This is a genomic window from Ferrithrix thermotolerans DSM 19514 (genome assembly GCF_900128965.1).
In the GTDB taxonomy this organism is placed as follows: Bacteria; Actinomycetota; Acidimicrobiia; order Acidimicrobiales; family Acidimicrobiaceae; genus Ferrithrix; species Ferrithrix thermotolerans.
Map to the genome: position 1 here is coordinate 49,917 of NZ_FQUL01000005.1, position 25,274 is coordinate 75,190.

The 25,274-nt window shown below is 50.5% G+C and carries 20 protein-coding genes and 1 tRNA gene; 15 read left to right on the forward strand and 6 right to left on the reverse strand.

All coding sequences use genetic code 11. The annotated features are described in order from the left end of the window. Window positions 1–3: 3 nt before the first annotated feature. The 4 genes from BUA24_RS03015 to BUA24_RS03030 form a co-directional block, all read right to left on the reverse strand. On the reverse strand, window positions 4–987 hold the full coding sequence (locus tag BUA24_RS03015; RefSeq protein ID WP_072788621.1) for a DNA polymerase III subunit delta': 984 nt from the start codon (window positions 985–987) through the stop codon (window positions 4–6). Next, window positions 968–1,630 carry a dTMP kinase gene (gene tmk, locus BUA24_RS03020; RefSeq protein WP_072788622.1) on the reverse strand — a complete coding sequence of 221 codons (663 nt, stop codon included), beginning with the start codon at window positions 1,628–1,630 and terminating at the stop codon, window positions 968–970. The genes BUA24_RS03015 and tmk overlap by 20 nt, the downstream gene beginning before the upstream one ends. Next, window positions 1,627–4,305, reverse strand: coding sequence for a type I DNA topoisomerase (gene topA / locus BUA24_RS03025; RefSeq protein ID WP_072788624.1), 2,679 nt, complete (start codon window positions 4,303–4,305; stop codon window positions 1,627–1,629). Before topA ends, tmk begins: the two co-directional genes overlap by 4 nt. Window positions 4,306–4,392: 87 nt before the next feature. After that, a complete protein-coding gene (locus BUA24_RS03030) occupies window positions 4,393–6,807 on the reverse strand; it encodes an amino acid permease (RefSeq protein WP_084660133.1) in 2,415 nt (804 codons plus the stop codon). Between the two features lie 213 nt (window positions 6,808–7,020). Here BUA24_RS03030 and BUA24_RS03035 point away from each other — a divergent pair, with 213 nt between their 5' ends. The 5 genes from BUA24_RS03035 to BUA24_RS03055 all read left to right on the forward strand — a co-directional run bounded on the left by BUA24_RS03035 (window position 7,021) and on the right by BUA24_RS03055 (window position 14,647). Then, on the forward strand, window positions 7,021–7,692 hold the full coding sequence (locus tag BUA24_RS03035; RefSeq protein ID WP_218587392.1) for a potassium channel family protein: 672 nt from the start codon (window positions 7,021–7,023) through the stop codon (window positions 7,690–7,692). Continuing rightward, entirely contained in the window at window positions 7,689–8,357 is a 669-nt protein-coding gene (locus tag BUA24_RS03040) for a potassium channel family protein (protein WP_072788625.1), read from the forward strand. Before BUA24_RS03035 ends, BUA24_RS03040 begins: the two co-directional genes overlap by 4 nt. Before the next feature lie 66 nt (window positions 8,358–8,423). After that, window positions 8,424–12,986, forward strand: a complete 4,563-nt coding sequence (locus BUA24_RS03045; protein WP_072788627.1) for a DEAD/DEAH box helicase — start codon at window positions 8,424–8,426, stop codon at window positions 12,984–12,986. Beyond that, window positions 12,979–13,773 carry a DNA-formamidopyrimidine glycosylase family protein gene (locus BUA24_RS03050; RefSeq protein ID WP_072788629.1) on the forward strand — a complete coding sequence of 265 codons (795 nt, stop codon included), beginning with the start codon at window positions 12,979–12,981 and terminating at the stop codon, window positions 13,771–13,773. The genes BUA24_RS03045 and BUA24_RS03050 overlap by 8 nt, the downstream gene beginning before the upstream one ends. A gap of 76 nt (window positions 13,774–13,849) precedes the next feature. Further along, a complete protein-coding gene (locus tag BUA24_RS03055) occupies window positions 13,850–14,647 on the forward strand; it encodes an HAD family hydrolase (RefSeq protein ID WP_084660134.1) in 798 nt (265 codons plus the stop codon). 472 nt (window positions 14,648–15,119) lie between these two features. Here BUA24_RS03055 and BUA24_RS03060 read toward each other — a convergent pair whose 3' ends face one another. Both BUA24_RS03060 and BUA24_RS03065 read right to left on the reverse strand, forming a co-directional pair. After that, window positions 15,120–16,310: an SLAC1 family transporter gene (locus BUA24_RS03060; RefSeq protein ID WP_072788632.1), complete on the reverse strand. Its 1,191-nt coding sequence runs from the start codon at window positions 16,308–16,310 to the stop codon at window positions 15,120–15,122. Between the two features lie 121 nt (window positions 16,311–16,431). Continuing rightward, window positions 16,432–17,607, reverse strand: coding sequence for an MFS transporter (locus BUA24_RS03065; RefSeq protein WP_072788634.1), 1,176 nt, complete (start codon window positions 17,605–17,607; stop codon window positions 16,432–16,434). A 180-nt stretch (window positions 17,608–17,787) separates the two neighbouring features. Here BUA24_RS03065 and BUA24_RS03070 point away from each other — a divergent pair. From BUA24_RS03070 to folK, 10 genes are all read left to right on the forward strand, one after another. Then, window positions 17,788–17,860, forward strand: a tRNA-Thr gene (locus BUA24_RS03070). Between the two features lie 1,169 nt (window positions 17,861–19,029). Further along, window positions 19,030–19,599: a sigma-70 family RNA polymerase sigma factor gene (locus BUA24_RS03080; protein WP_084660135.1), complete on the forward strand. Its 570-nt coding sequence runs from the start codon at window positions 19,030–19,032 to the stop codon at window positions 19,597–19,599. Between the two features lie 3 nt (window positions 19,600–19,602). After that, entirely contained in the window at window positions 19,603–19,869 is a 267-nt protein-coding gene (rsrA, locus tag BUA24_RS03085) for a mycothiol system anti-sigma-R factor (RefSeq protein ID WP_072788638.1), read from the forward strand. Window positions 19,870–20,121: 252 nt separating this feature from the next. Then, window positions 20,122–21,177, forward strand: coding sequence for a zinc-dependent metalloprotease (locus tag BUA24_RS03095; protein WP_072788642.1), 1,056 nt, complete (start codon window positions 20,122–20,124; stop codon window positions 21,175–21,177). Window positions 21,178–21,249: 72 nt separating this feature from the next. Beyond that, entirely contained in the window at window positions 21,250–22,287 is a 1,038-nt protein-coding gene (gene tilS, locus BUA24_RS03100) for a tRNA lysidine(34) synthetase TilS (RefSeq protein WP_084660136.1), read from the forward strand. A gap of 53 nt (window positions 22,288–22,340) precedes the next feature. Continuing rightward, entirely contained in the window at window positions 22,341–22,889 is a 549-nt protein-coding gene (gene hpt / locus BUA24_RS03105) for a hypoxanthine phosphoribosyltransferase (protein WP_072788645.1), read from the forward strand. Window positions 22,890–22,898: 9 nt separating this feature from the next. Further along, window positions 22,899–23,474: a GTP cyclohydrolase I FolE gene (gene folE, locus BUA24_RS03110; protein ID WP_072788647.1), complete on the forward strand. Its 576-nt coding sequence runs from the start codon at window positions 22,899–22,901 to the stop codon at window positions 23,472–23,474. A 22-nt stretch (window positions 23,475–23,496) separates the two neighbouring features. Continuing rightward, on the forward strand, window positions 23,497–24,321 hold the full coding sequence (folP, locus tag BUA24_RS03115; RefSeq protein ID WP_072788700.1) for a dihydropteroate synthase: 825 nt from the start codon (window positions 23,497–23,499) through the stop codon (window positions 24,319–24,321). Continuing rightward, complete coding sequence (locus BUA24_RS03120) at window positions 24,321–24,701, forward strand: dihydroneopterin aldolase (RefSeq protein WP_072788649.1); 381 nt, start codon at window positions 24,321–24,323, stop codon at window positions 24,699–24,701. Before folP ends, BUA24_RS03120 begins: the two co-directional genes overlap by 1 nt. Beyond that, window positions 24,698–25,204 carry a 2-amino-4-hydroxy-6-hydroxymethyldihydropteridine diphosphokinase gene (gene folK / locus BUA24_RS03125; RefSeq protein WP_072788650.1) on the forward strand — a complete coding sequence of 169 codons (507 nt, stop codon included), beginning with the start codon at window positions 24,698–24,700 and terminating at the stop codon, window positions 25,202–25,204. Before BUA24_RS03120 ends, folK begins: the two co-directional genes overlap by 4 nt. Window positions 25,205–25,274: the final 70 nt, after the last annotated feature.

Consider the following 25,274-nt stretch of genomic DNA (forward strand, 5'->3'; position numbering starts at 1 on the left):
TTTTCAAAGAAGAGCGATGGAAAATACAGCCTCTCGCACCGCTAGTGCAACTGATACGTTGAGTTGTAACGAACGAGCTGCACGACTAAGTGCATCAAGGGCTTCTTGACGGTCAAAGGTGGTTCGGAGGTTAGCTTTGCTCAGCTGTCTTGCAAGATAGTTGATCCCCATGAGAACTAAGTCTAGTTCGTCTCTTTTTTTGCGTCCTTGCGACTTGGTCTCTGACTCCGAAGATAACGGTGGTGCTTCGGTAAGTATAGAGGCGAGCTCGGAAAGCGCAGTTGGGGTGTGTGGTGTGGACTCTACAACGGCTAACCACTGATTTAGGTAATCCACCATCGCTGGGTTTTGGCTTAGGGACTTAGCGAAGTCTAGGCGGCCTATTGAGGCCTCAACGATAGTCTCTGTCTGATCATCTAGTGTCCCAAGTGTCATCAGATAGCTCTTGATGGCGGCGTCACTTAAGCGAGGAACCTCGATCTGTATGCATCGAGAGGCTATCGGCAGGATCTCACCCTCGATAGCCTCGGCCGTAAAGATAAAGATGGTCTTTGACGGTGGCTCCTCAATGGTCTTTAGAAGTGTTGGTCCAGATCGCTGCGCTAGATGGATCTCGGGTATGATCACTAAACGATTGCCTCCATAGTTTGGAGTCTGGACGGCGTCCCTTAGAACAGATCGGACATCGTCGATCTCAATAAAGTTCCCGGATCTCCGAAGTATGGTGAGATCGAGATGTTCACCTCGTGATATGGAAATGCAGGTGCCACATCTCCCGCAACCGCCGTAGGGGCAAAGAACCATGGTTGCTAGATGTAGCGCAAGCTCAAGTTTCCCAGATCCGGGGGGTCCAAAGAACATGTAGGTATTTGAGAGTGTTTCAGCAAAGCGGTGCAAGCGATCCCGTAGGTAGGATCGCCCTACGAAAAGGTAGTGATCAGGGTCTTTTCCCTGATTGCTCTCAAAGTCAGTGGACTGCGGATTCATGTGCACTTAAAGATCTGAAGTTTAGGCGGTCCGCAATTAACTTTACGAGGTTTTCGGTAACGAGGTCTTTGGGTCGATCGGCTGTAACAACCGTCCAGCCAAAGCGTGTCGCTAACTCGAGATAGGCCTGCCGAACTGTCCTCCAAATGGGCATTCCCTGGTGTTCAAAGCTGTCGCCGCTTGAGAACTCAAATCCAGTCTGTGGAGTTTGTGCATCCAAGATAAATATGACATCCGGTTCTATATTGGGAGATGAACGATGAATTATGGAAGCTACCTCATCTACTCCAATACCTCTAACGACGCCCTGATAGACAAGTGTCGAGGGTGTGAAGCGATCTAGTAGTACGATCTCGTTTCGTTGAAGGGCGGGAATGATGAGGGCGTTTATGTGGTCGATCCGAGCTCCTTGGATCAGGTGCAGTTCGCACCATGGAGGAAGGTTCTTGTTGTCTTTTACCAGTCTTCGAACGGTCTCTCCTATCGATGTTCCGCCTGGTTCCCGAGAGGCGGTTACATGGTACCCGAGTCCTTGAAGCTGCCTTTTGACATTCTCTATCTGTGTGGACTTGCCAACGCCGTCTGGTCCATCGATTACTACAAAGAGGCCGCCGAGCGTTTTTGCGCTGTGGTTGTTTGTCACTTGGAACCCTTGCTCTTCCCCTTTGCCGTTACGCGTTTTTTGGGAGCGACCTTAGGCGTAGAGTTTAGTTCTTGAGCTTCAGCTATCAGCTTTGACCGTCTCTCTGACAACAGATCGCTCGCTTCTTCGAGGGTAAGGGTCTCAGGCGAGCGAGATCTACCCAAGGATGCGTTGACCTCACCGTCGGTAACGTACGGGCCAAAGCGTCCAGACTTCAGCTGTATTACCTTATTCGTCAGAGGATCGATTCCTATCTCTTTCGAGGAGGAGCTAGATGAGGACCGAGCCCTTCTGGTCTTTGGCTGCGACAGGAGGGTCAGTGCCTCCTCGAGGGTTACCGTCAGAATGTCCTCATCGCTTTGCAAGGACCTTGAGTCCTTGCCTCTTTGTATGTAAGGACCATATGGACCCTTTTGAGCAAGTATGCTCTCTCCACTTTGCGGATCAACTCCGACAACCCTAGGGAGCGATAGACACAGTAGAGCATCTTCAAGATCCACAGTCTCAGGATTCATAAAACTTAGCAACGATGCTCTCCTTGGCTTTTCCTTACCCTCGGACTCTCCAACTTGAAAATACGGTCCAAAGCGGCCGATCTTTATACTTATATTTTCACCGCTCTGTGGGTCACGCCCAAGTACCCGGTCGGTGTTCTTAGCGTCCTTTATAAGACCCAAAGCGTAGTCGATCGTTATCTCATCTGGTGGAGTCTCCTCTGGGATCGAAGCCGTCTCTTCTCCGACTTGAATAAAGGGTCCGTATCGACCAACCCTTACTGCGACTTCAAGTCCATCCTGTGTCTTACCGATCACAAGCGTGGAGATAGAGCGAGCGTCGATCTCTTCAAGTTTCGCCTCGATCATGGGTTTAAGTCCTGGCTTGCCATTGCCGTAGTAAAACTCCTTCAGATACGGCACAGCCTCTTTTGTTCCCTCGGCGATCTCGTCCAGAGAGTCTTCCATCTCTGCGGTGAAAGAAAAGTCCACTAGTGGACCAAAGTGCTGTTCCAGGAGGTTTACAACTGCAAAGGCCAGGAACGTCGGAACCAGAGCCTGCCCCTTTTTCCATGCGTATCTGCGTTCCAGGATCGTTGAGATTATTGATGCGTAGGTAGATGGTCTCCCAACTCCTAACTCTTCGAGAGTCTTTACCAGGGAAGCCTCGGTATATCTGGGCGGGGGTTGTGTGTTATGGCCGACCTTTTGGATCTCAGATACTAAGTAGCGCTCTCCTACTGCCATCTTGGGAAGCGGACTGTCTTCAGTGTCTAAGGTGTCGTCTGCACTCTCCTCATAGACCATCTGGTAACCTGGCGATGTAACGACACGCCCAGAGATGGAGAACTCAGCTACGGTCCTAGGTGGATATCTATCTGATCCTACGTGGATCTCATCAAGTGTCTCGGTGGCTAAACGCACGGTAGCAGTTGTTCCAACTGCGTCGTTCATCTGCGAGGCTACCGTGCGCTTCCAGATGAGTTCGTATAACCTAGCGTCGTCGGGTCCCAGCTCTTGCGCAACCTGCTCTGGAGACTTCCAGATGTCTCCAGCTGGTCGAATGGCCTCGTGCGCTTCCTGGGCGTTTTTTACCTTGTTCTTATAACGCCTTGGTGAACTTGGAACGCTGCTTGTTCCGTATTTTGTACGAGCGATATCTCTTGCAGCTTCGATGGCTGAATCAGACAGCTGCGTCGAGTCGGTCCTCATATAGGTGATGTAACCGTTCTCGTACAGGCGCTGTGCGACGGACATGGTCCGCTGCGAGGAGAATCTGAGCTTTCGCCCCGCCTCTTGCTGCAAGGTGGAGGTCATAAACGGTGCCGCAGGTGATTTTCGATAAGGTTTCTCTTCGATCTCCGTCACCTGTAACTCTGAGCCTGTAAGAGCCTCAACTAATGACTGTGCTGATGGGTCATCTAGTAGCGCTACGTTTTGCTGTTGAGCCTTGGAGCTGAGTTGACCCGTCTCATCGAACTCCTTTGACCCAGCGATACGACGTCCTGCTATTGAGACAAGCCGAGCTCTAAAGGAAGAGGTACCTCTGTCAATGCCCGCTTCGATGTCAAAGTACTCCGCAGATCTAAATCGTATGCGTGCCCGTTCGCGTTCTACAATAACCCTGCATGCGACGCTTTGAACCCTTCCGGCAGAGAGTCTTGGGAGGATCTTTCTCCAAAGAACCGGCGAGACTTCGTATCCATAGAGACGATCAAGGATTCTCCGGGTCTCCTGCGCGTCGACGAGGCGCCTATCTAGGTCGCGTGTGTGCTCGATAGCTTCTGTGATGGCTCTCTCGGTTATCTCATGAAAGACCATGCGTTTGACAGGTACTTTAGGTTGTAGGACCTCAAGAAGGTGCCAAGCTATCGACTCCCCTTCGCGATCTTCGTCGGTGGCCAGATACAGTTCAGAGGAATCTTTCAGGAGTGCCTTTAGTGCCTTCACTCTATCGGCTTTCTCCTTAGAGACTATATAAAGAGGCTTAAAGCCGTGTTCGATGTCGACACCGAGTCTTGACCAGGGTTCCTTCTTCACCTTTGCAGGGATCTCTGCGGCATTTTTTGGGAGATCTCGTATGTGTCCAATGGAGGACTCCACGCTGTAGTTTCCACCGAGGAATCTTGCTATGGTACGCGCCTTGGCCGGCGACTCGACGATAACTAATGGTTTTGCCACTTACACCCGATCCTAAAGTTAGGAGATCTCACCTCTGAGAAAAAGTTGTTCACTTCGATACTCTAGCCTTTGGACGGATTGTTTTTACTAATCGTCCGCAGCGTCGTCCAGAAACTCGTAGGTTGGATTTATAATGCCCAGGTGCCCGCCGATCTCGCCCACCGTTCCTTCAGCGACCAGCCTCCTGCCCGTCGTAAGCCCAGGGATCTCGGATCTGCCCAAAAAGACTAGTTGTATTCCGCCGGTGGAGTCTTCCAGTCTGACGGTGACCGAGGGAGAGTCCGACACCGAACTTATTATCGTTCTCACTACCCTTCCGGCAACCTTTGCCCTTTTGCGATAAGCCGCCTCTTGGATGGGGGTGACTCCCGGAACCTCTTTGGTCAGCTCCTTGATACTTTCGCCCAAGATGGTCTCCTCTGCTGCGTTGAGCCGTTGAGTCTCCTGCCTTTGTAGTACCGTGACCTTCCGTCTAGATAGCTTTGGCAGGATGTAAGGGACCGTAGTCGCCGTGGCGTGGGGTATCTGGCCTATAGCGTCAGCGATGGTCTCTGCCGTGTGATCGTGCAGAATGCGGGATAAAGCCGAACGATAGATTCTCCTCGGAAGAACGACCGAGACCTCTGACTCATCGTTGTCTTGGGCTTCAAGGACGAGTTCGATCGACTTCTTAGCAAGTCGGCGATCCTCGCACTCGACGATCTCAAGTTCTATCTGAGCCAGTCCGCGCTCTTGCCACTCGTTAGCGAGTTGCTTAGCTTGCTGGCTGTCGATGAGCATATGCACCGCTTTTAATTGATCCGGAAGCAGGTTTCGGGCGTAGTTGAGAGCCTTGACGGTAGCTAGGTCGACCTTGTCTACAAATACCAACACCTTGTGTCTCTTGAGTACAGGCTCTTTTATAGCTGCTGAGAGATCCTTTTCAAGAAGCCTCGACTCTGTCTCGTACTCCTTGTGTAGGTGTAAGAAGGTGAATATGAGTATGGGCATTATCACTGCGATAGTCCAAGCACCCTCTTTGAACTTGGTTACGATAAAGATAATATCGACGAGGAATGACAGTACGGCTGAGCTTCCATTTACAGCTGCTCTCCAGCGCCAACCTTGCTCTTTTGCACCGAGGTGATGCTTTACCATGCCCGCACCGGCGAGGGTAAAGCCTGTGAAGACGCCGATAGCGTACAGTGCGATCAGTGCTGTAACCTGGGCTCTCGTTACGATCAGAAGAACGATAGAGATACCAGCTAGAACCAATATCCCATATGAGAACACGAGCCGGTGCCCACGTTTTGAGAACTGCCGAGGCAGGAATGAGTCCTTTGCCGCGAAAGATGCCAGGAACGGAAATCCTGTAAAGGAGGTATTTGCTGCTAGCACCAAGATGGCAGCTGTGGATGCCTGAAGGAAAAAGTAAAGAAATCTGCCAAGCGGTGAGGTGCCATAGACGTAGGTTGCTATCTGAGCAACTACCGTAGGGGACCCCTGTATCCTTGGAATCGCATGAGTTATTCCCGCTAGCAGAGACACACCGGTAAACATCGTGCCGAGAATCAGACTCATAGCCACCAAGGTGATACGAGCGTTACGGGGCTGCGGATCCCGAAACACCGAGACGCCGTTGGATATGGCTTCGGTTCCTGTCAGTGCCGTTCCACCGTTTGAAAAAGCGTTTAGAACCAAGAACAACGAAGCGCCCAGTAGCAGTCCGTGTCCGGGATGACCGACTGCTATGGCTCCTGGCTTGCTCAAGTTATGTGCGTAGAGGGCGCCCGTTAGGAACCGATAAAGACCGTAGACGATTAACACGCCCATGTTGAAGATGAAAAGAAATGTCGGGATAGCAAAGGATCTGCCGGCCTCTCGAATTCCCCTTAGGTTGCCATATGCAATAAGCACAACGAAAAAAACGGCAAGCTCAACTGTGTAGGGCAAGAGGGTTGGTACGGCTGAGGTCAAGGCATCGACTCCAGCTGCTATGGAGACGGCGACGGTAAGGGTGTAGTCGATGAGCAGAGCTGCGACCGCAACCTGGGCAAATCTTGGACCAAAGTTCTCTCGAGTTACGATGTAGGCCCCACCTGCTTTTGGGTAAGCCTTTATCACCTGTAGGTAAGAAGCAGTAACGGCCAGAAGAACCACTAACACCCCGAGACTTATCGGCAGTACCAGTGCAAAGGCGGCTACGCCAACGGCCGGTATTAGAACAGTCAGCATGGCTTCGGTGGCATACGCCGAGGATGACATGACATCGGAAGACAGCACGGCAAGCGCAATAGACTTGGGAAGTCGCTCCGACTTTAGCTGGTCGTTGACGAGCGGGGGTCCAAGCAGTTTATTTTTCAGACGATATCCAAAGCGTTCCGGGACGTAGTATGAACTTCCAGACCGGAAGGCGGTTGGCGAGGTGGGGGCGAAGTTGCCTGCACCTTTGAACCTAGGAGCGTCTTTAGCTGTATCGGACTGATTGTCTTGTTGATCGGATGTAGAGATGGGTTCTGTCATGTCCCTCGAGTACTTGGATCTGGTCTTAGATCATTCTAAGTTAGAGTACCTGGCAAACACAATTAGTGATGACAGCTTTGGCAAGTGAATATGTGTTAGTGCTATTACTATGTGGTTTGGTCCCGAGGCGCCAGTGAGGTTACGCTAGAAAGGTCAAGTCTAGCTTTATATTTATTGTTTAGCGAGAACGTCGCCTTGAAGAGGGAGTAGAAGATGGAGCCGGTGCACGCAATTGTCGTCGGTTGTGGGCGTGTAGGGTCGGAGCTGGCGGCACGTCTAAGTTTACAAGGACACGACACAACGATAATCGACAAGGACCGTAGTGCGTTTCGTCGTCTTCCGCCCAACTGGAGGGGTCGATCTGTCTTGGGATTTGGGTTTGACAGAGACACCCTGGAAGAAGCTGGAGTCAAGGAAGCCAAGGCTTTGGCTGCGGTAACCTCTGGTGACAACACTAACATCTTGACGGCCCGAATCGCCAAAGAAACCTATGCAATCAAAGATGTCGTGGCACGAATCTATGACCCGAAGCGAGCGACGATATATCAAAAACTGGGAATCCCAACGGTGGCTACCGTGACATGGACCACGGATCAAGCCATTAGGCGGCTCTTTCCTAACAAAGCTTACGCCGAGTGGAGCGATCCATCTGGTGAAATATCCCTGCTCGAAGTCTCGATACCCAAGTCACTCTGTGGCAAGAAGATAGCCCTACTTGAACAGCCGGGCAAAGTAAAGCCTATCGGTGTTAGGAGGTCCACCAGGACTATGTTGATGGGACCTGATTCCCTTGGACAGGAAGGAGACATACTTTTTCTTGCGGTCGCAAACGACTACGTAGGAGAGCTGGAACGTCTTTTGACTGAGGGAAAGGTTGCAAAGTGAAGGTTGTGATCGCCGGTGCGGGAAGTGTTGGTTCTTTCATAGCTGAAGACCTTACGCTTGCCGGCCATGATGTGCTTGTTGTTGAGCAGGATCCAGCCGTGGTTGAAAAAAGATCAAAGTTGATAGGCTGCAGATGGGTTGTAGCCGATGCCTGCGAGTTTGCTTCTCTCGAGGCAGCACGACTCGACGAGGCCGACGTGGTAGTTGCTGCAACCGGTGACGACGAGGACAATCTTGTAGTCTCGCTCTTGGCTAAACAGGAGTTTATGGTCCCAAGGGTAATAGCTAGGGTAAATCATCCTAAAAATCACTGGATGTTTACCAAACTCTGGGGGGTGGACGTAGCTGTGTCTACTCCGCATCTTCTCTCTTCCTTGGTAGAAGAGGCGGTGTCAGTGGGCTCATTGGTCCGACTGTTGCAGTTCGAGTCCTCTGGGGTGCGTCTCGTTGAGGTAACGTTGGCCGAGGACTCGCCAGCTTTGGGTAGGTCTATCTCTGAGATGAATATTCCCCGAGGAGCATCGATCGTGGCGGTGATTAGGGACTCCACAATCGTCGTTCCAAGGGGAGATACTGTCCTAAGTCTCAGTGACGAGGTCATTGCACTTGTGACGTCCGAAGTCGAGGACGACCTTCGGTCGAGGCTCGTGAGTGCTAAGAAGTAAATGTTGGGGGTTGTTTGGCCTACGAGATAGATGTTGGTCGTTTCTGTAATGCACTAGCTTGTCTATATGGGCTTCTATGGCTTTTCTCAAGAAACTAACGCTTGGTTTGACAAGGCTTTCGAAGAACCAACCGATCTACAGCTTAGGACCTGGCAAAAACTACACGAAGGCCGCAGTGTTCTTGTGTCCGCACCTACGGGGTCTGGAAAAACCCTTTCCGGATTTCTCTACTTCATCGATAAGATCTACTCCGATATAGCTCGTGAGGACTCTTATAGAGGTCGGATAAGAGTCCTGTACGTATCGCCGCTAAAGGCGCTTGCCTACGATATCGAGAAGAATCTTCGCTCTCCAATCGTTGGCATCTACCGTGAGTACCAAAGTCGAAACCGAGACGTGAGAATGTGCCGGGTCGGCGTAAGAAGCGGCGACACTGACACAAGAGCCCGAAGAGACATGCTAAGGAACCCGCCCGATATCCTAGTCACGACTCCAGAGTCGTTGTATCTGATGTTGTCTTTTGGAGCTCGAAGCACTCTGGGGGAGATCGAGGCAGTCATAGTCGATGAAGTACACGCTCTAGCCCCTAATAAACGAGGTGTTCATACCGCTCTTTCCTTGGAAAGACTTCAACAGATATCGTCCCACAAAGTGGAGCTACAGCGTGTCGGACTCTCTGCAACACAGTCACCTCTTTCGGAGGTTGCAAAGTACCTTGGTGGAGTTGGCAAAGGCGGCTACAGAGACGTTTGTATCATTTCTGAGGATAGGAGGTCTGAGGTCGATGTAGAAGTGGTGGCCACTAAGGCTTTGGATACTTTGGGAGTCAGAGGTCGGAGCGAGGTTAGAAGCGCCTACGGCTCGTCCGGTTCTACCAACGGATGGACCGAGATTACCGAAGAGCTCCTAAAGATAGTGGAGCATGCTCAAACCACGCTAATCTTCGTCAACTCAAGACGTCAGAGTGAAAAGCTTGCGCAACTTATGAACGAGGCTTACGGTGAACCTGTCGTTAGGGCACACCACGGTTCGCTCTCCAAGGAGACGCGTCAGGAGATTGAGAACCAACTGAAGGCAGGGGTCTTAAGAGCAGTTGTGGCGACTTCTTCGCTGGAGCTAGGTATCGATGTAGGTTCGATAGAGATCGTGGTACAGATCGAAGCACCAGGGTCAGTAAATAGCGCGCTTCAAAGGCTAGGCAGGGCAAACCATCGGGTAGGAGGAGTCCCCAAAGGCATAGTCATCCCCAAACATCCATACGACCTGTTGGTCTCTGCACTTACAGCCTCTGCGATGCAGGAGGGTGCTTTAGAGGAGATAAGGGTGCCGACGCTTGCTCTAGACGTGCTGGCTCAGCATATCTGCTCGATCGTGTTGGCGGAAGGAGAGCGAGGCGTAGATCTTGCATCTCTAAGAGATGTGGCGAGGGGTTGTTACTCTTACGAAAAAGTAGACGACGAGGTTATGGTAGCCACGTTGGAGATGTTATGTGGAGATGGGGCCTTTGCTGCGATTCCTCAGGTTAGACCCAAGCTATACAGGGATTCAACCTCTGGGCGGTTTTACCCTCTTAAGTCAGCACGTTCTGCAGTGGTGCTTCAGCCTGGAGTCATTGCCGACAGAGGGCTATTCAGTGTCGTTTCAACCGATGGTGCGGTAGTCGGCTCTTTGGACGAGGAGATGGCTTTTGAAACGAAAGCAGGCGACAACTTCGTGCTTGGAGCTTCCACCTGGAAGGTCGTCAAGGTGCAAAGGGACAAAGTTATAGTTGAGCCGGCACCTGGTCAGATAGGTAGAACCCCATATTGGAAGGGTGATGGACCAGGAAGAAGCTATGAACTGGGGGTTCGCCTAGCCCAGTTCTTGCGAAGCTATGAGATCTCTCGTGATCCTCTGGGCGAGATTTCGCGTCTTCCTTGCGACTCGCAAGCGGCGAGAGTCCTTGAAGAGTACTTGAACCTGCAGCTTGAAAGCGACATGGGACGGTTCTCGACCGATCGCGAGATAGTTGCGGAGCTAAGCGCGAATGAACTTGGTGACGATCTATGCTACCTTCTTTCACCCTTTGGTACGAGAGTCAACTCTGCCTGGGCGCTGGCTATTGAGGAGCGGGTTGCAAGGCTTGGGGGAAGGACGCGTGTGGTTGCAAGCGATGACGGGCTAACCTTTCGCGTGCCCGACACTTTAGAGATAGACGTAGAGGATCTTCTCCAGTTGGGGGGCGATGATGTTGAGGATCTTGTTACGGTGGGGGTCGCTAACTCGCCGCTTTTGTTGAACGTATTTAGAGAGTGCTCTGCTCGTTCCTTATTGATCGGTGCTAGGAGTTATCGAGGTAGAACCCCACTTTTTCAACAGCGTCAACGTGCTGAAGAGCTGTTGCTTGCCGCTAAGTCGATCGACAACTTTCCGATTTTAGTCGAAGCTTACAGAGAGATACTTGCAGATCACTTTGACCTACCGCACCTTACCGATCTGATCGAGAGGCTTAGGACCAAAGATTTGGTGCTTACGGTGAAAAGAACCAAGTCGCCGTCTCCATTTTCAGCGTCGATGAGCTTTTGGTACGTAGCTAACTTCATATACGATGACTCCACGCCAGCTAAAGAGGCGAGGTCGGCTGCCCTTGGGGTGGATCCAAATATCCTCAAGGCTCTCTTTGGCAGCATAGACATGAGAGCGATGCTCTCTGCCGAAGCGACTGAGCAAGTGGAACGTGAACTACAACGTCTTGATGAGGTGTACCTTTGCAGGGACGAAGACGATCTTGACTCCCTCTTGCGCTTAGCAGGAGACCTATCTTTAGACGAAATAGGTGATCGGTGCTACGAGGCGAATGTTGCAAAGTCTCTAGTTGACTCACTTCTTCGGAGTGGTCGTGCTTCTTTGATACATATCAACTCCGAAGATAGGATCATTTCAAGCTCGGATGCGGCGGTCTTTAGGGACGCGTTTGGTGTGTCGTTGCCCAAGGATCTGAATTGCTCTGAGATGTACGATCCCGATGCTGCCTTAGAGCGGGTAGTGAGGCGATATGCCCTCTGTCACGGTCCATTTACCGCCCACCAACTTGAAAGACGTTACGGTGTTGGTGAGATGTCGCTTCTTGGAGTCCTAAGTAGGCTCACCGATGAAGGGTTTCTACTTGAGGGGGAGTTTCTCCCCGGGGGACTTGAAACTGAATATGTCTCGGCCTCCACGCTGAAGCGAATTCGTGCCGTTTCATTAGCACGCAATCGTCGAGACACGGTTGCTGTTAGTCGTGAGGTCTTGCCTGCGTACCTTGCCTACCTTCACGGTATCGTCGATAGAACTGAATCTAAGAGCAAGCTCTCAGTCGCACTTGGTCAATTGAGCGGCCATTTGCTGATACCAGAGAGGCTCGAAAGCGCTGTTCTTCCTGACCGTATACCAAACTATCGCCCCCATCTACTTGATGAGCTGTTCAGTGAGGGGGAATATGTCTGGTTAGGGGTCAAGGCTTCTGAGGGCGATCCACGAGTTGTGTTTGTTCCTCGGGAACTTGAAGGAGTCGCGGCTCAAGTCTTGGCTAAAGATCTGTCGTCTGTGAACTCAGAACGTGGTAGGTCCGATGAGATTCATCTTCAAGAAGAACTTTTAGAGGTGTTGACTGAAGATGGCCCGATGTACTTCTCTGATATCGTCCGCGCACTTGGTCTCAAGGGTGACCAGTTCCAAGCCCTGGCGAAAGAACTCTGGAACCTAGTCTTTGAGACCAAGGTGACCTCAGATACACTACAGGCTCTGAGAGGGTATGTATCGTCTAAACCAGCGAAGGTGACGGCTTCACCAAGTTCAAAGAGATCCGGACTTGGGAGGGTGTCTCTTGCATCCCTAAGTGTGCAAAACCACCTTTTCCCACAGAAAACACGGGGACTTTGGAGGAGGGTCAGCGCAGAAGTCGTCTCCTCGGAGAGACGTTCTCTCTTTGAGATAGAAAATCTTCTTTCGCGCGTCGGATTCATATCCAAGACCGTTTGTGAGAGTGGCGGAATACAAGGTGGACTCCAACGGATCTACAAGGACCTCGAAGTACTTGAGTATCGATCTCTACTTGTTCGAGGCTACTTTGTGGAAGGTCTGGGTGGTACCCAGTTTTTCCTAAAGGACTCGCTTGAACTTCTTCGGAGAGTGGATGAGAGCATTCGGTTGGGGAAGGCACCTAACTTTGCGATGGCCACCGATGATCCCGTTTTCCCCTTTGGGATCTTTGTACCTTGGAGTGAAGCTTTGCCCAGTGATAGTGTCTTTTTAAGGAGACTGCGTCGTCGTAGTACCGCCTTTGTTGGATTTTGCAACGGCTTGGCCAAGGTGTATTTCGATTCGGCGAATGGAGCACTAGTCGCCCTTGATTCTAATAATGACAGTAAACAAGGTGTGATTGAGCGTGATTTCCGAGATGATCTTCTCGGAGGCCTGAGTGAGATTCTTCGTAAGATGAAAGAGAGGGGTTTATCTGTAGTCTACGTTCGTGACTATTCAGACGACTTTGAAAAGTTGCTGGAGCGGCTTGGAGCTATTCCTACCCCTAAAGGAAAGATGCTTAGGATTGATGACTGGCTTGGTGGACTAGGTGGAGTAAGAAAGGGCGACCTTTTAGGTGCCTGAAGGTGACAGCATCTATCGCGTGGCTCGAGAGGTAGGTGAAGTTGCTCTCAAGAGAAACGTTGTCTCCTTCACGGCCCCTCGGCTTGACCCAAGGAGCTGCTCCATGGTGGTGGGACAGGAAGTATCGGAGGTATCTTCATACGGTAAACATTTAGTTATCGGGTTCTCAAACGCCCTTGCGATCCACGCTCATATGAAGATGACGGGATTCTGGAGAATCTATGAGAAGGAGTCCCCGAGTGAGTACCGCAATTGGCGAATGAACGCAGAGATGGTTTTTGACTCTGGTGTAATGGTCCGTTGTTATCGGGCACCGATTTTTGAACTACGCAACCGGTCAGAGCTTCGTCTCGATCTGTATCTTGGCCCTGACCTCCTAGCGCCAGAGTTTGATATGGAAAGACTGATTCAGAGGGTAAGAGAGGTCGATCAGCGTAGCGAGTTCTCTGTGGTTCTGTTGGACCAGACTGTAGCAGCTGGGATCGGTAATATCTACCGGTGCGAGACCTTGTTTATGCGTTCGATCTCTCCTTTTACACCGGTTGGTGAGCTCACAAACGAAGAAGTGAAGAACGCCTACCTGTCTGCTCGCTCTGCGCTGCTCTCTGCCTCCCACTCTCGAGCCTCATTGAAGATAGCTAGAGGCCAGCCCTATGTCTACCGTAGGACTGGCGAGAGCTGCGTAGTCTGTGGATCTTTGATTAGATCGAAGTACCTTCAATCTCCCTACGCTACCTTAGACCGTTGGGTATATTACTGCCCTACCTGTCAGCCAGTTCGTCGATAACACAACAAGGTAAGAGCTTTGCCGATGACTCTTAGTATAGGCATCAAAGTATTTTTCGACCTTTAGGATCTATTCCGTGGAGGCCGCGTTCTTCGATCTGGATAAGACGGTAATTGCAAAGGCCTCGTTATTGGCCTTTGGACGAACATTTTACAAAGAAGGTCTCGTTACCAGGCGGGACGTGATTAGGTCTATCTATGCACAGCTTGTGTATCGGTACTTTGGTGCGAATGAGAAGAGGCTTTCGAAGCTTCAAAGGGCGGTATCGGGGTTGACGCTGGGCTGGGATCAAAAGATGGTGATTCGCGTTGTGACAGACGCCTTGGTGTCGATAGTCGAACCCCTGTTGTACAAGGAGGCTGTCGACCTCATCGAACAGCACAAGAGAGATGGGAGGCTGGTCTATCTGGTCTCTGCCTCCCCTCTTGAGATAGTGACTCCTATGGCACAGTTTCTAAAGGTGGATGGTTCTATCTCTTCAAAACCCTGTACAGATGAACAAGGACACTACACCGGAGAGATGGAGTTCTATGCTTATGGGCCTTACAAGGCAGAGGCCATGGTCGCTCTCGCCCATGAAAAAGGTATAGATCTGCAACGTTCATTTGCCTACTCTGACTCCTATACAGACATACCCATGCTCGAGAGAGTGGGATATCCAGTAGCAGTTAACCCCGATCGCGTCCTAGCGCGAAAAGCTAAAGAGAGCGGATGGCAGATCATGAAATTTGAGGAGAGGATGCCTCTAAGCGAAGGGCGGTCATCCTACGGGAAAGTCGTAGCGATATCATCGCTTTCGGTGGGAACCTTGACACTTGTGGTCCTTGGCGGACTCATTCGGCGCAAAAAATCGAAGCCTGTTGGCGACTGCTAACCGTGTGATGCATTAGAACTATCGGCTCTTAATTACTTAATTACTTTGTGGGTGGAAAATTACCCCTTCCTCTTGCTAGATTGAACATATGAAGAAGTTTTTGATCCTTTCAATCCTCGGTGCTTTAGTCTTTGTTGCTGCCAAGAAGCTCAAGGAGACTATGGGCTAAATCCTTCAGTCTTTACTTGGAAGTTAGAGATTCACACTCATTAGTGATACGTCTTAGTTGAAACGTGTAACAGGCTTCCAGGGGGCAACTGATGTTGTTAGGTAAGTACTAACTTTAGTTTTGTAATAAAGGATCGTTCGAACTGTAGCTAGTTCTATTCAAGCGCTATTGCTATATGGTTCTTTGTCGCCGGGAACGGTTGTCGTTGAGGGTGAGAAGCCCGGCGCGCGCATCTTTGCTTGCCGGCTCGTAGGGGCCTTTTAGGCGTCTTAAGAGTTATCGAACCAGGGTATGGCTCGATGCTTACGCCTCGAGCCTCTCGAGAATGCTTCCTGCGAAGTTATCCTGACTGCTGTGTAAGGAGATCGGAGAGGTTTTCATAGTATTTCTCCCCTGATGGAATAGAGTCCAAAGGGTCTTTACAAAAACTACTACCCAGAGCGTTACTAACAGTAATGTAAGACCTCTCGCAAATGCCAAGCCTCCAGGTATCTTTGTCTCTTGGGCGATCGCAAACGCTGCGGTCGTAAAGACGCCGAGCGGGAAGGTGAAGGCACACCAACCGAAGTTGAACGGGTAGTCTCCGCTCAAGAGGTATTTGAGCGAGACTCCCATCGATGTAATCCACCACCAAATTCCGTAACCGAAGAGAGTGAACGCTCCTATGACACCGAGTGCGAGAAGCGGAGTACCTAAGCCGTGGAGTGATCCGGTCAGTAGGTGACCCGAGTCAGCCCCCAAAGTGAGAATACCTGCGGCTCCGGTTCCAAGGGGTCCGAGTGTAAGCCATGAGTTGGTGGCTAGGTTTGATGGTGGTAGTTTGTGAAGTGCCAGACGCAGAAAGAGAATTACAAGTACGCTGAGCGCAAGTGGAACAGATACTCCCCACATCAGGTAGCCGATCCAAAGTAGTTGGGTGCCCTGGTGAATGGGGAGATGCGGAATCAAAAAAGATGCTGAGGCAGCCGCAACCTCTGCTGGAACTATAGATAGAAGCCAGCTAGCTGTGACGTTGGGAAGACCCACGTCGTGATGGACAAAGAGGTGGAAGGTTACAGACACCGCACTAAAGAGAGAGAGGGTGCAGTCCACAAGGACGACGTAGAAAAGCACATTTGCGGTGGTTGACCCAAACAGATGAGGGTAAAACAAAAAGACTCCGTTTGTGACCGATGCAAGGGCCATCGGAACGGCCCCAAAGAAGTGTGAACGAGTCTCGTCTCGCATCTCTGCGAGAAATCTTTTGGGTCGAAGGAGATACTTACATAGCGCAGTTGCTGTGAGAACCACAAGGGTCAACGCAGTAACCACCCACAACACCTTTGCCGGAGACCGAAGTGCTGACGAGAGTCTTGGTGCAAGCACTGCCACTATTCCGCTTCCCATGACGAAGGTGAAGTAATCAAAGCCAAAACGGATCGGTTGGTGTTTTGGTAAGTCCTTCGATGGTTTAGACCGAGACAGCCCAAGGGTTTCAATGTTTTTTCTTGTCATGTTCCTAGAGTAGTTACTGAGAAATAATAAAAAACACAATAATTGTGTGTCAATAAATCAAATAACTTATAAAACCAGTTGCAGGTATTATTACAGGGCTTGGGCCATCACTAAAAGTCTCCTAGTCTGCGTCCCGGAGGATGATTAGGTGGCGACCCAGTACCATCGTTGCAGCCGATACCACCGCTGAAGAGGCTGCTAGATACCAGGCAAGGTTGAAGGAGTAGTGTTGAGCGACGAATCCAAAGAGGATAGGGCCAAGTACGCTCCCAATGTACGCCCCGGACTGTGTTGTACCTGTGGCTCGACCTGCGGAGTGTGGGTGTGTTTTTACTACGGCGTAGTTGAATAGGCCGTTCCACCCCCAGCCCAGGCCGTAGCTGATGACGGTCGCTGGAAGAATCAAGAAGCTGATGTGTAAAGCGAACATTACGTATCCGAGAGAACCTAGAAGGACCATCTGGGCTGTAACGATGAAGTGACGCCCCGAACGCTTATCAGCAAGGTGTCCATTTACGACTCGTGAGATCATTCCTGCTAAGGACCCCAAAACAACGAGGAATCCAGCGTCCGCTGGTCTCCAGCCAACCCTTACGGCGTCTTCAACTAAGAACGCGCCCAATGCGTTCGCAGCTCCAGCTCCAAGTGCCATAGCGGTAGCTAAGACGACTAGAGGTCCAACGCTGTAGCGCCGCCCCACAACCTCGTCCGTTTTGGGGATAATTTTGGCGTCCTTACTCTTTGGAAGTGCGATTATTAGTGCTAGAGCAAGTACGGAGGTGCCGAGGTACGCGTACTGCCATCCGAGTGTAAGTGCCACAAAGGGAACGGCGAGGCCGGAGAGGAGGGTGGAGACCGGTATGGCAGCCTGCTTAATGCCAAAAGCAAAGCCCTGACGAGACCTTGGAACGGCGTTTGCGACAAAGACGTTGACGGCGGGTTGAATAGCCCCGTTGGTGATACCAGCAAAGACAAGTTCAATTAGCATCTGAATGAATGAATGACCGAAGAGGAAAATCGTTAGGTTCGCAAGCCCTGCAAAGGACATACCAAGGCGCATTATAAAGGTACCTCCTCGACTCTCCGAGACCTTGCCAGACGTAATTGAGGAGATTGTGGCAGAGGCAAAGAAGGCGCCAATCAGAACGCCAAGCCTGGAAGGGGCGAGTGCAAGAGCTCTCGATATCTCTACACCAAGGGCACCGGTGAGGAAGACAGGAAGCGTGGCTACAGTGGTTGTAGAGATAGCATAGATCAACGTAGGTGCAGAGACCTTTTCGGCACGCTGCGGGTTCATAGCGCTAGTGCTTTCTAATTTGGAGTTGTGCTGTTGGTTCAGAGGTCGTCGGTTTATCACGCCCTAAGTGCAGTTTACCGTTTATTCACTTGAACTCCCAAGCGGTTCATTGGTATGCGATGTAAAGATTTGAGTGGACTGACGACCGCCAGGCGGTTTATGACTTAGAATGGAGTGGTCGCCCGGGTAGCTCAGTCGGCAGAGCAGCTCACTCGTAATGAGCAGGTCAGGGGTTCGAATCCCCTCTCGGGCTCTAGGGTTTACTATTTGTGATGCCGTCTTGAAACTGCTGTCGAGTCCACTGTATGCGTCTAGTAGCGCTTAGCTTGGATGTAAAGGTCTCTCTTCGGTATGTTTCTGAGAGTTTTTGCCTAGCACCTTTTATGTCCAAGTTCATAGCGTCGCCAAAGAAGTTGTAAGTAGATAGGACTTGAATGGGGTGAGCTAGTGATCGATAGTGCTGTTTCGTTGTATGGAGGGCTATCGGGTGGCTCGCAATAGACGTTTGGGCAACTTGTTCCTGCGAAGGAAAGAGAAAGGTAATTAGCGTGTGCCCGTGATGTCTAACCGATCGAAGGTTGTATAGACCTTCGCTAGTGAAAGACGTCTATGGGGTTTCCACTAACGTTTCGCACCAGCTCTGAACAAAGGATATGCCGATCTAGTCTTTGGGGAGGAACTTGTTCCTAGCGATATTTTGGCCTTGAACCGCTCTGATTTTTGTATGTGCCAATGAACTCGTGTACTCTCTTTGGTGGCCTCCTTTGGGTGGAGCAAGGATATCGATTCCAATCGAGTTGGCTTTATCGGTCTGCGCTACAGGTGGAGACCTAAGACCTTTGGTAGTGAAGGTCGGGAACCCTTAGCCCAAAGGCATAGGTCATCCGATCGTTAGATCTGATGATTAGTCATAGGGTTATCCCTCGGGTGAAGCGCAGAAGTTGACGAGTTGATAATGGTACGAGAGGTTCCTCGAATCCTTGCCATGTGAGTGCAGTTCAGGTGCCTGATCCTTGTTGGGTTTGACAAGGTGCCTATGATGGGGCGCCTATCCTGTAAAGGCTTTATCTAATTGTTTCGACTAACAGGCGTGAATGTCGAGCTAAAGTCAGCGGTTCGAACCAGAGCAACCTTACTTCGATGCTATGTAGGAGCAACCGGATCTTTTAGTTCTTATAAAGCCTCTGATAAGGAGAGTTTTGCGAGCTGGGTTTACGGTCAGGAGGTTGTAGGTGCCCACAAGGTATCAGAGTGTTGGGGCCTTCTTGTAAATTGCAACCATTCTCCCTACCTCCTCCCCCAACGCGACTAGATTAGCTAGTAAAAGTTGGATTAGCGGATCTGCAGGTGCCCTCATCGATCATCGAGCTGTATTCTCGCGATGTGGCACCGTTATGATAAAAGTGTTGAAGTGGAGTAAAATTGGCCGATCAAGCAACCTTTACGGAGCAAGCGTTGCAGTACGCTGACGCTCTGTACGCTGCGGCGTTGAGGATGACTAGAAACGCAGCTGATGCAGAAGATCTGCTGCAAGAGACCTACCTGAAGGCCTATCGAGCCTTTGGTTCTTTCACTGAAGGAACAAACTTGAAGGCATGGCTGTACCGAATTCTGACAAACACGTACATAAACATATACCGAGCCAAAAAGCGTAGGCCTGAAGAGAGCGATATCGAAGACGTTGAAGATCTTTACATGTACCACCGTCTAAGTGGTCTAGAGGCTGCAAGTGCCGGCAGGTCGGCGGAGGAGGAAGTACTCGATCAATTTAGTGACCTAGAGGTTAAGTCTGCTATCGAGGAGTTGCCTGAACAGTTCAGATTAGCTGTCCTACTCTCCGACGTGGAAGGGTTTTCTTACAAAGAGATCGCTGATATTTTAGGAATTCCATTAGGAACCGTCATGAGTAGATTGCATCGCGGAAGAAGGGCGCTTCAAAAATCGTTAGTAGAACTAGGTATGCGTAAAGCTTTGGTGAGTGACCAAGGCTGAGAGATGGCGATGGAAAAAATAACAGACTGTAATGAAGTTGTTTCGAAACTGTATGAATTTTTGGACGGGGAACTCACAGAGGAGAGGAAAATTGTTATCAGATCTCATCTCGATGAGTGCTCTCCATGCCTTGAAGCTTTTGAGTTCGAAGCGGAGTTGAGAGCCATGGTTTCCTCAAAAAGTCGTGAGGTTTGTCCGGACTACCTGAAAGATAAGATCGCCAGCCTCATTAGCAACGATGAAAGGAAGTTGCAAAACCCCTCGGAATAATTCAGGTTTAGTCTGAGTTAGTCTGAATATGTCAAGAGTATCTGAAGTTGTTTCTGGAACTGCGGTGACCGGAGTAGGTAGACCTTCCAAGAGGTACGCAGAGGGAAGAGTTTGCAAAGAGCCAGGTTGTGCAACCAAGTTATCGATCTACAATAAAGGAAAGTTCTGTTACATACACGAACCTATAAAGGTTCCAAGAACTCGAGGGCGTAAGGTAGCCTAACCTTACCTCTTGAAGTAAGAGAGAGGTATATGGCCAAATCCATATCTTGGTCGGCCGTTATGGCTTCGGCGAAAGTTGTTCTTGCTCGATCGTCCAAGCCAACCGACGAAGAGATCGATGAGTTGATCCGTGACTTCGATGAGATAGTTCCTATAGCGAAGCAACAAGTAGAAGAGTTCACAGGTCTCTTAGTACCCCCGGGTGAGGTAAGCTTCAAGGTTCTATCTCGCGAAGAGTGGCTTGAGGCCAATTTAGACTCTTACAAGTACCTAATATCAAAGGCAACTTCCAAGGGAAACTTAGATCTCACTGTTCCTGGAAGTGATGTTGTCTCTGGCGCTGGACTGGGAGTGGTTATGGGATGGATGGCTACCCGTGTTCTAGGTCAGTACGACCTCTTACTTCAAAATGGGAGGGAGAACGGCAGCGGTTCACTTTACTTTGTCGCTCCCAATCTGATCGAGCTTGAACGGCGCTTTGGCTTCCAAAAGAGACAGTTTAGGCACTGGGTAGCGCTTCACGAACTCACGCATCGGGCTCAATTCGAAGGGGTACCTTGGTTTCGATGCTACTTTAGCTCTCTCGTAGATGAGATGCTTGAAATTGCCCAGCCTTCACCGACGGAGATGGTCGAGGCCTTCTCCAAAGCGGCTAGGCGTTTAGTTGCTGGCGAACCGCTCTTGGATGAGACGGGTCTTGCAGGTATCTTCATGTCCGATAGGCAGCGTATCGTGATGGAGAAGACCACTGCCCTTATGAGTATTGCAGAAGGACATGGAGACTGGGTAATGGATAGGGCCGGGCGGGATGTGGTGCCTGAGGCTTGGCAGTTTTCCAGAACGCTAAGTCACCGGCGGTCCTCATCTCAAGGGGCTGCGAAGATCATGCAATCCCTGCTCGGGCTTGAGGCGAAGATGAATCAGTACGCGCGTGGTGAGCGCTTTATTGAGGAAGTAGAGCGTAAGGCCCCAGGTTCGTCCAGACTCGTCTGGACTTCACCGGAGAGCATTCCAACTAAAGAGGAGTTTTCCGACGTAAGTCTTTGGCTGAACCGCATGGGAGCTTTGGCTTCGAGTGTGATGTGAGGAGTGGTTGGCTCCATGATGCTAGCGAATGTATCGAGCGCAGTTTTTCGCTAAGACGGTAACCTTTTTTCTGTGAGATCCACTAAAGGTCCAGGCGGCGTGGAGAGACATCTCTACCTCGTGGAAGACTCCGCAGATAGCGAGCACCCTCGGGACTCGGTAACTGGCGCTAGTGCAGTGGCCTTGGATCTGAGGGAGAGGATCGATGACTTTGGTCTTGACCTGAAAGATATTTTGTCGAGGTGTTACTTCAGGCGTCTCGATCAAAGTATTGCGATAGAGGCGGCGGTATCTGGTGGAGCAGACTCCCTTGCCCTAGTTATCCTGGCAAAGGTCTCCGGCTTTGACGTCATTGCGCACCATGTGGATCATCAGATTCGACCCGATTCCTCCCTTGAGGCGGATATGGTGCAAGAACAGCTAGATCCTCTGGGAGTGCATCTTATCAGGCACAAGGTTTCGGTGTCGCCTGGACCCAATCTCGAAGAAAGAGCAAGAGAGGCACGATATGGCGTTCTTCCTGAAGATGTATCTACGGGACACACCGCTGATGATCAGGTGGAGACTGTTATTTATAACCTCATGAGAGGTGCTGCACTTAAAGGTCTTTCAGGAATGGAGCTAAGTAAAAGACACCCGATACTGGGAGTTAGAAAGTACGAGACGGACGCCATCTGCTCCGCCGTTGGACTAATCCCGCTCTCTGATCCGTCAAACAGGGACCCCAAGTTTGTGCGCAACAGGGTTCGTAACGAAGTCATTCCTCTCCTGTGCGACGTGGCAAAACGTGACGTTGTCCCGATAATATATCGAACGGCGCTGCTCCTTCGCCAAGATCACGAGGCTGTCTCCAGTCTTTACGATGACTTTTGTCCAATGACTCTTGAAGAGCTCAGGAAAGGGTCCAGCTATCTAATCTCCATGTGGCTAAGGGACAGAATATACAGAGAGACAGCGCTACAGTTGTCGTGGTTTCACACCCAAAGGTGTCTAGAGGTGGTAAGGGGGGGACCACGTTCCACTTCGTTGCCCAATGATTACATCTTGATACGCAAATCTGGGGTGTTGAAACTCATTCTACCTACCAAAGATACAGTCGACTTGGTCTAGGCTTGAGATGCTCGCAGATTCGAGCTGATAGTTTAGGTGCAGGTGGAGGTTAGATGGAGGACACCCAGCCGGACTCTCGCATCGGTGCGGCCGTTGTCGATGCTGTATCGCTGCAAAACAGAGTCAGAGAGCTAGGCGAGGAGATTTCCAAAGATTTTGCAGGGAAGACACCTCTGCTAATTGGTGTTCTCAAGGGCGCGTTCATGTTCATGTCTGATCTAGCAAAGTCGATCACGGTGCCGGTTGAGTTTGACTTCATGGCGATCTCGTCCTATGGTAGTGCAACTAAGAGCTCTGGGGTTGTAAGGATCCTAAAGGATCTGGACACCGACATTGTAGGTCGTGATGTAATAGTTGTCGAAGACATAATCGAAAGTGGCCTCACCCTGCAGTATCTACTTAGGAACCTAAGAGCTCGGGGTCCGAAATCGTTGACGATCTGCACTTTGCTGCTAAAGAGGGGTCTACAAAGTGCTGAACTCAAGGTTGACTATGTCGGATTTGACATACCAGCTGACTTTGTGGTCGGTTACGGATTGGATGTTGCTGAGAGGTACAGAAATTTACCTTACATAGCCAGATACTTAGAAGATCAGGAGTAGTAGCGAGTCGTGGAGATCGATAGGGAGCATGCTCTTATCGTGCTTACTCAGTATCTCGAAGCAATCGGTCTTGATCTTAGCGACGAGACTCTACGGGATACCCCAAGGCGAGTACTCGAAAGTCATCTTGAGATGCTTGAGGGACGAAACGAGGATCCACAGGCTATTTTAGCTGAGACCTTTCCTGCTGGACACGAAGAAATGGTGATAGTCAAAGGAGTACAGTTCTCATCACTTTGTGAGCATCATCTACTCCCTTTTACTGGAGTTGCGCACATAGCTTACCTGCCCAACTCTCAAGGGAGGATAGTGGGATTGTCAAAGCTAGCCAGACTAGTTGAAGTGCTTTCTCAACGGCTACAGGTGCAGGAGAGGCTGACCTCTGAGATAGCTAACAACGTTGAATGGGCCTTGGCGCCAAAAGGGGTGTTGGTGGTGATTGAGGCCGAGCACCTATGCATGACGGTACGAGGCGTAAAGAAGCCAGGCACCTCTGCCGTTACCTCGGCTGTTAGGGGGGTTTTCAAAAAAAATGCGGCGACCAGGTCGGAAGCCATGGACTTATTACTTTCTGCTAGGGCATAGATAGGTGAGTTAGTTGAAGATAATGGGTGTGGTGAACGTCACTCCTGACTCTTTTTCAGATGGAGGCGATTTCTTCGATCGTGAAGCAGCCATAGCGCATGGATTAGAGCTTTTTGAGGCAGGAGCCCAAATTGTTGATGTAGGTGGTGAATCTACACGCCCCTTTGCGGAACCAGTAGAGGAAAGGGAAGAGCTTCGAAGAGTGTTGGACGTCGTAGCTGCTTTATCGAAGCACGGCATCGTTTCGGTGGATACCAGGCATGAGCGCGTAGCGGAGAAGGCGGTGGAGAATGGTGCTTCGATCATCAATGATGTTGGTGGCGCATTGGCTCCACTTGCGGCAAAGTTGGGTGTTGCCTGGGTAGCAATGCACATGAAGGGCGACCCTAAGACCATGCAGCTAGCTCCTGCTTACTTAGATGTTGTCTCAGAGGTTATAGATAGCCTCGAGGCTATGGTTGGACGTGCGCAAGATCTAGGTGTCCCTGAAGTGATAGTTGATCCTGGAATCGGGTTTGGCAAGACAGCTCAACACAATCTGGAGTTGCTGAAGAGTGTAAGTCGCCTGAAGACGTTTGGATGTGAAGTTCTACTTGGGACCTCCCGAAAGCGCTTTTTGGCTAAGGTCACAACGAAAGAAAGGTTCGAGCCGCCGCCCAAAGACAGGGAGGAGCAGCAGTTGGCTGTTGAGGCGTGGTGTCTGTTGAACGGGGTCGACATAGTTCGAGTGCATGAAGTGGTAAAGACTCGACAGCTAATCGACCTCATGAAGAAAGGTCAAGACGCACATAATGGACTTTTGCTCCAAGGTGTGACTACCGCTGAGTTGCCCACGGAGACCAGGTGATGGGCAACTTTGAGGGTGCAGAAAGCTTTACGATCTCTCTAAGAGAACTCAAGGTTCTTGCAAACATCGGAGTGGGAGAAGGGGAGCGCCTCGAAAAGCAACCTGTCACGATCGATATTGAACTTGAGTTAGCTGATGTTCCAAATAGCGATGAGATCCACGAGAGCTGCGACTATGGAGCCGTTGCTGCTTTCGTAGTCTCAGAGGTCTCAGCTAGGAGTTATAAATTGCTTGAGACCATGGCGATGGATCTGGGGCGGAAGATCCTGAGAGACGAAAAGGTGGCAAGTATTCGGGTGAGCGTCACTAAGGTTCGTCCTCCCGTGCCTGTGCTCCTTAGATCTGCAGGTGCAACCTATGTGGCACGGAGAGAGATTTGAGATACTATCTCTCACTCGGCTCGAACATCTCGCCAAAAGAATTGTATCTAAAAAGTGCTATCCAAGATCTTGGAGCAAGTGTCCTGAGAGTTTCACATGTCTATGAAACCCAGCCGGTTGGGGGCCCCAAGGACCAAGCATCTTTTTTGAACATGGCTGTGGAGATCGAGTCTGAGCTTGGACCCTATCAGCTGCTAGAAGAGGTGCATAAGATCGAGGCGCGGCATGGGAGAGAGAGGTTGGTGTACAAGGGTCCAAGAACTCTAGACATCGATATCGTCTATCTGCGAGAGTACAGGGTTTCTTCTTTCGAACTAACAATACCTCATCTTCTAGCGAATCAACGAGGGTTTGTGATAGCTCCACTGTCAGAGCTAGCTCCTGACCTGGCGAATATTTTGTCCCCAGATATGTATATGGAGCTGACTCGATTCGAGCTGCAGCCTATGAAAGAGGTGTTGCCTGGGGTGGTTTTTGTTGGAACTTTAGAAGATATCCTATAGGAGGCTTGCGACGCTTTGGGGCAGAGTGGCCCTGGATCGTTGAACGACAGAGCAGTTTGCAGTATTTGAA

Coding starts and splice junctions, on each gene's coding strand:
- hpt (WP_072788645.1), top strand. CDS start 22,341: ATGGAGGACACCCAGCCGGACTCTCGCATCGGTGCGGCCGTTGTCGAT.
- BUA24_RS03065 (WP_072788634.1), bottom strand. CDS start 17,607: ATGAACCCGCAGCGTGCCGAAAAGGTCTCTGCACCTACGTTGATCTAT.
- BUA24_RS03120 (WP_072788649.1), top strand. CDS start 24,321: ATGGGCAACTTTGAGGGTGCAGAAAGCTTTACGATCTCTCTAAGAGAA.
- BUA24_RS03030 (WP_084660133.1), bottom strand. CDS start 6,807: ATGACAGAACCCATCTCTACATCCGATCAACAAGACAATCAGTCCGAT.
- BUA24_RS03015 (WP_072788621.1), bottom strand. CDS start 987: ATGAATCCGCAGTCCACTGACTTTGAGAGCAATCAGGGAAAAGACCCT.
- BUA24_RS03035 (WP_218587392.1), top strand. CDS start 7,021: ATGGAGCCGGTGCACGCAATTGTCGTCGGTTGTGGGCGTGTAGGGTCG.
- folP (WP_072788700.1), top strand. CDS start 23,497: ATGGGTGTGGTGAACGTCACTCCTGACTCTTTTTCAGATGGAGGCGAT.
- BUA24_RS03095 (WP_072788642.1), top strand. CDS start 20,122: ATGGCCAAATCCATATCTTGGTCGGCCGTTATGGCTTCGGCGAAAGTT.
- BUA24_RS03045 (WP_072788627.1), top strand. CDS start 8,424: ATGGGCTTCTATGGCTTTTCTCAAGAAACTAACGCTTGGTTTGACAAG.
- BUA24_RS03060 (WP_072788632.1), bottom strand. CDS start 16,310: ATGACAAGAAAAAACATTGAAACCCTTGGGCTGTCTCGGTCTAAACCA.
- rsrA (WP_072788638.1), top strand. CDS start 19,603: ATGGCGATGGAAAAAATAACAGACTGTAATGAAGTTGTTTCGAAACTG.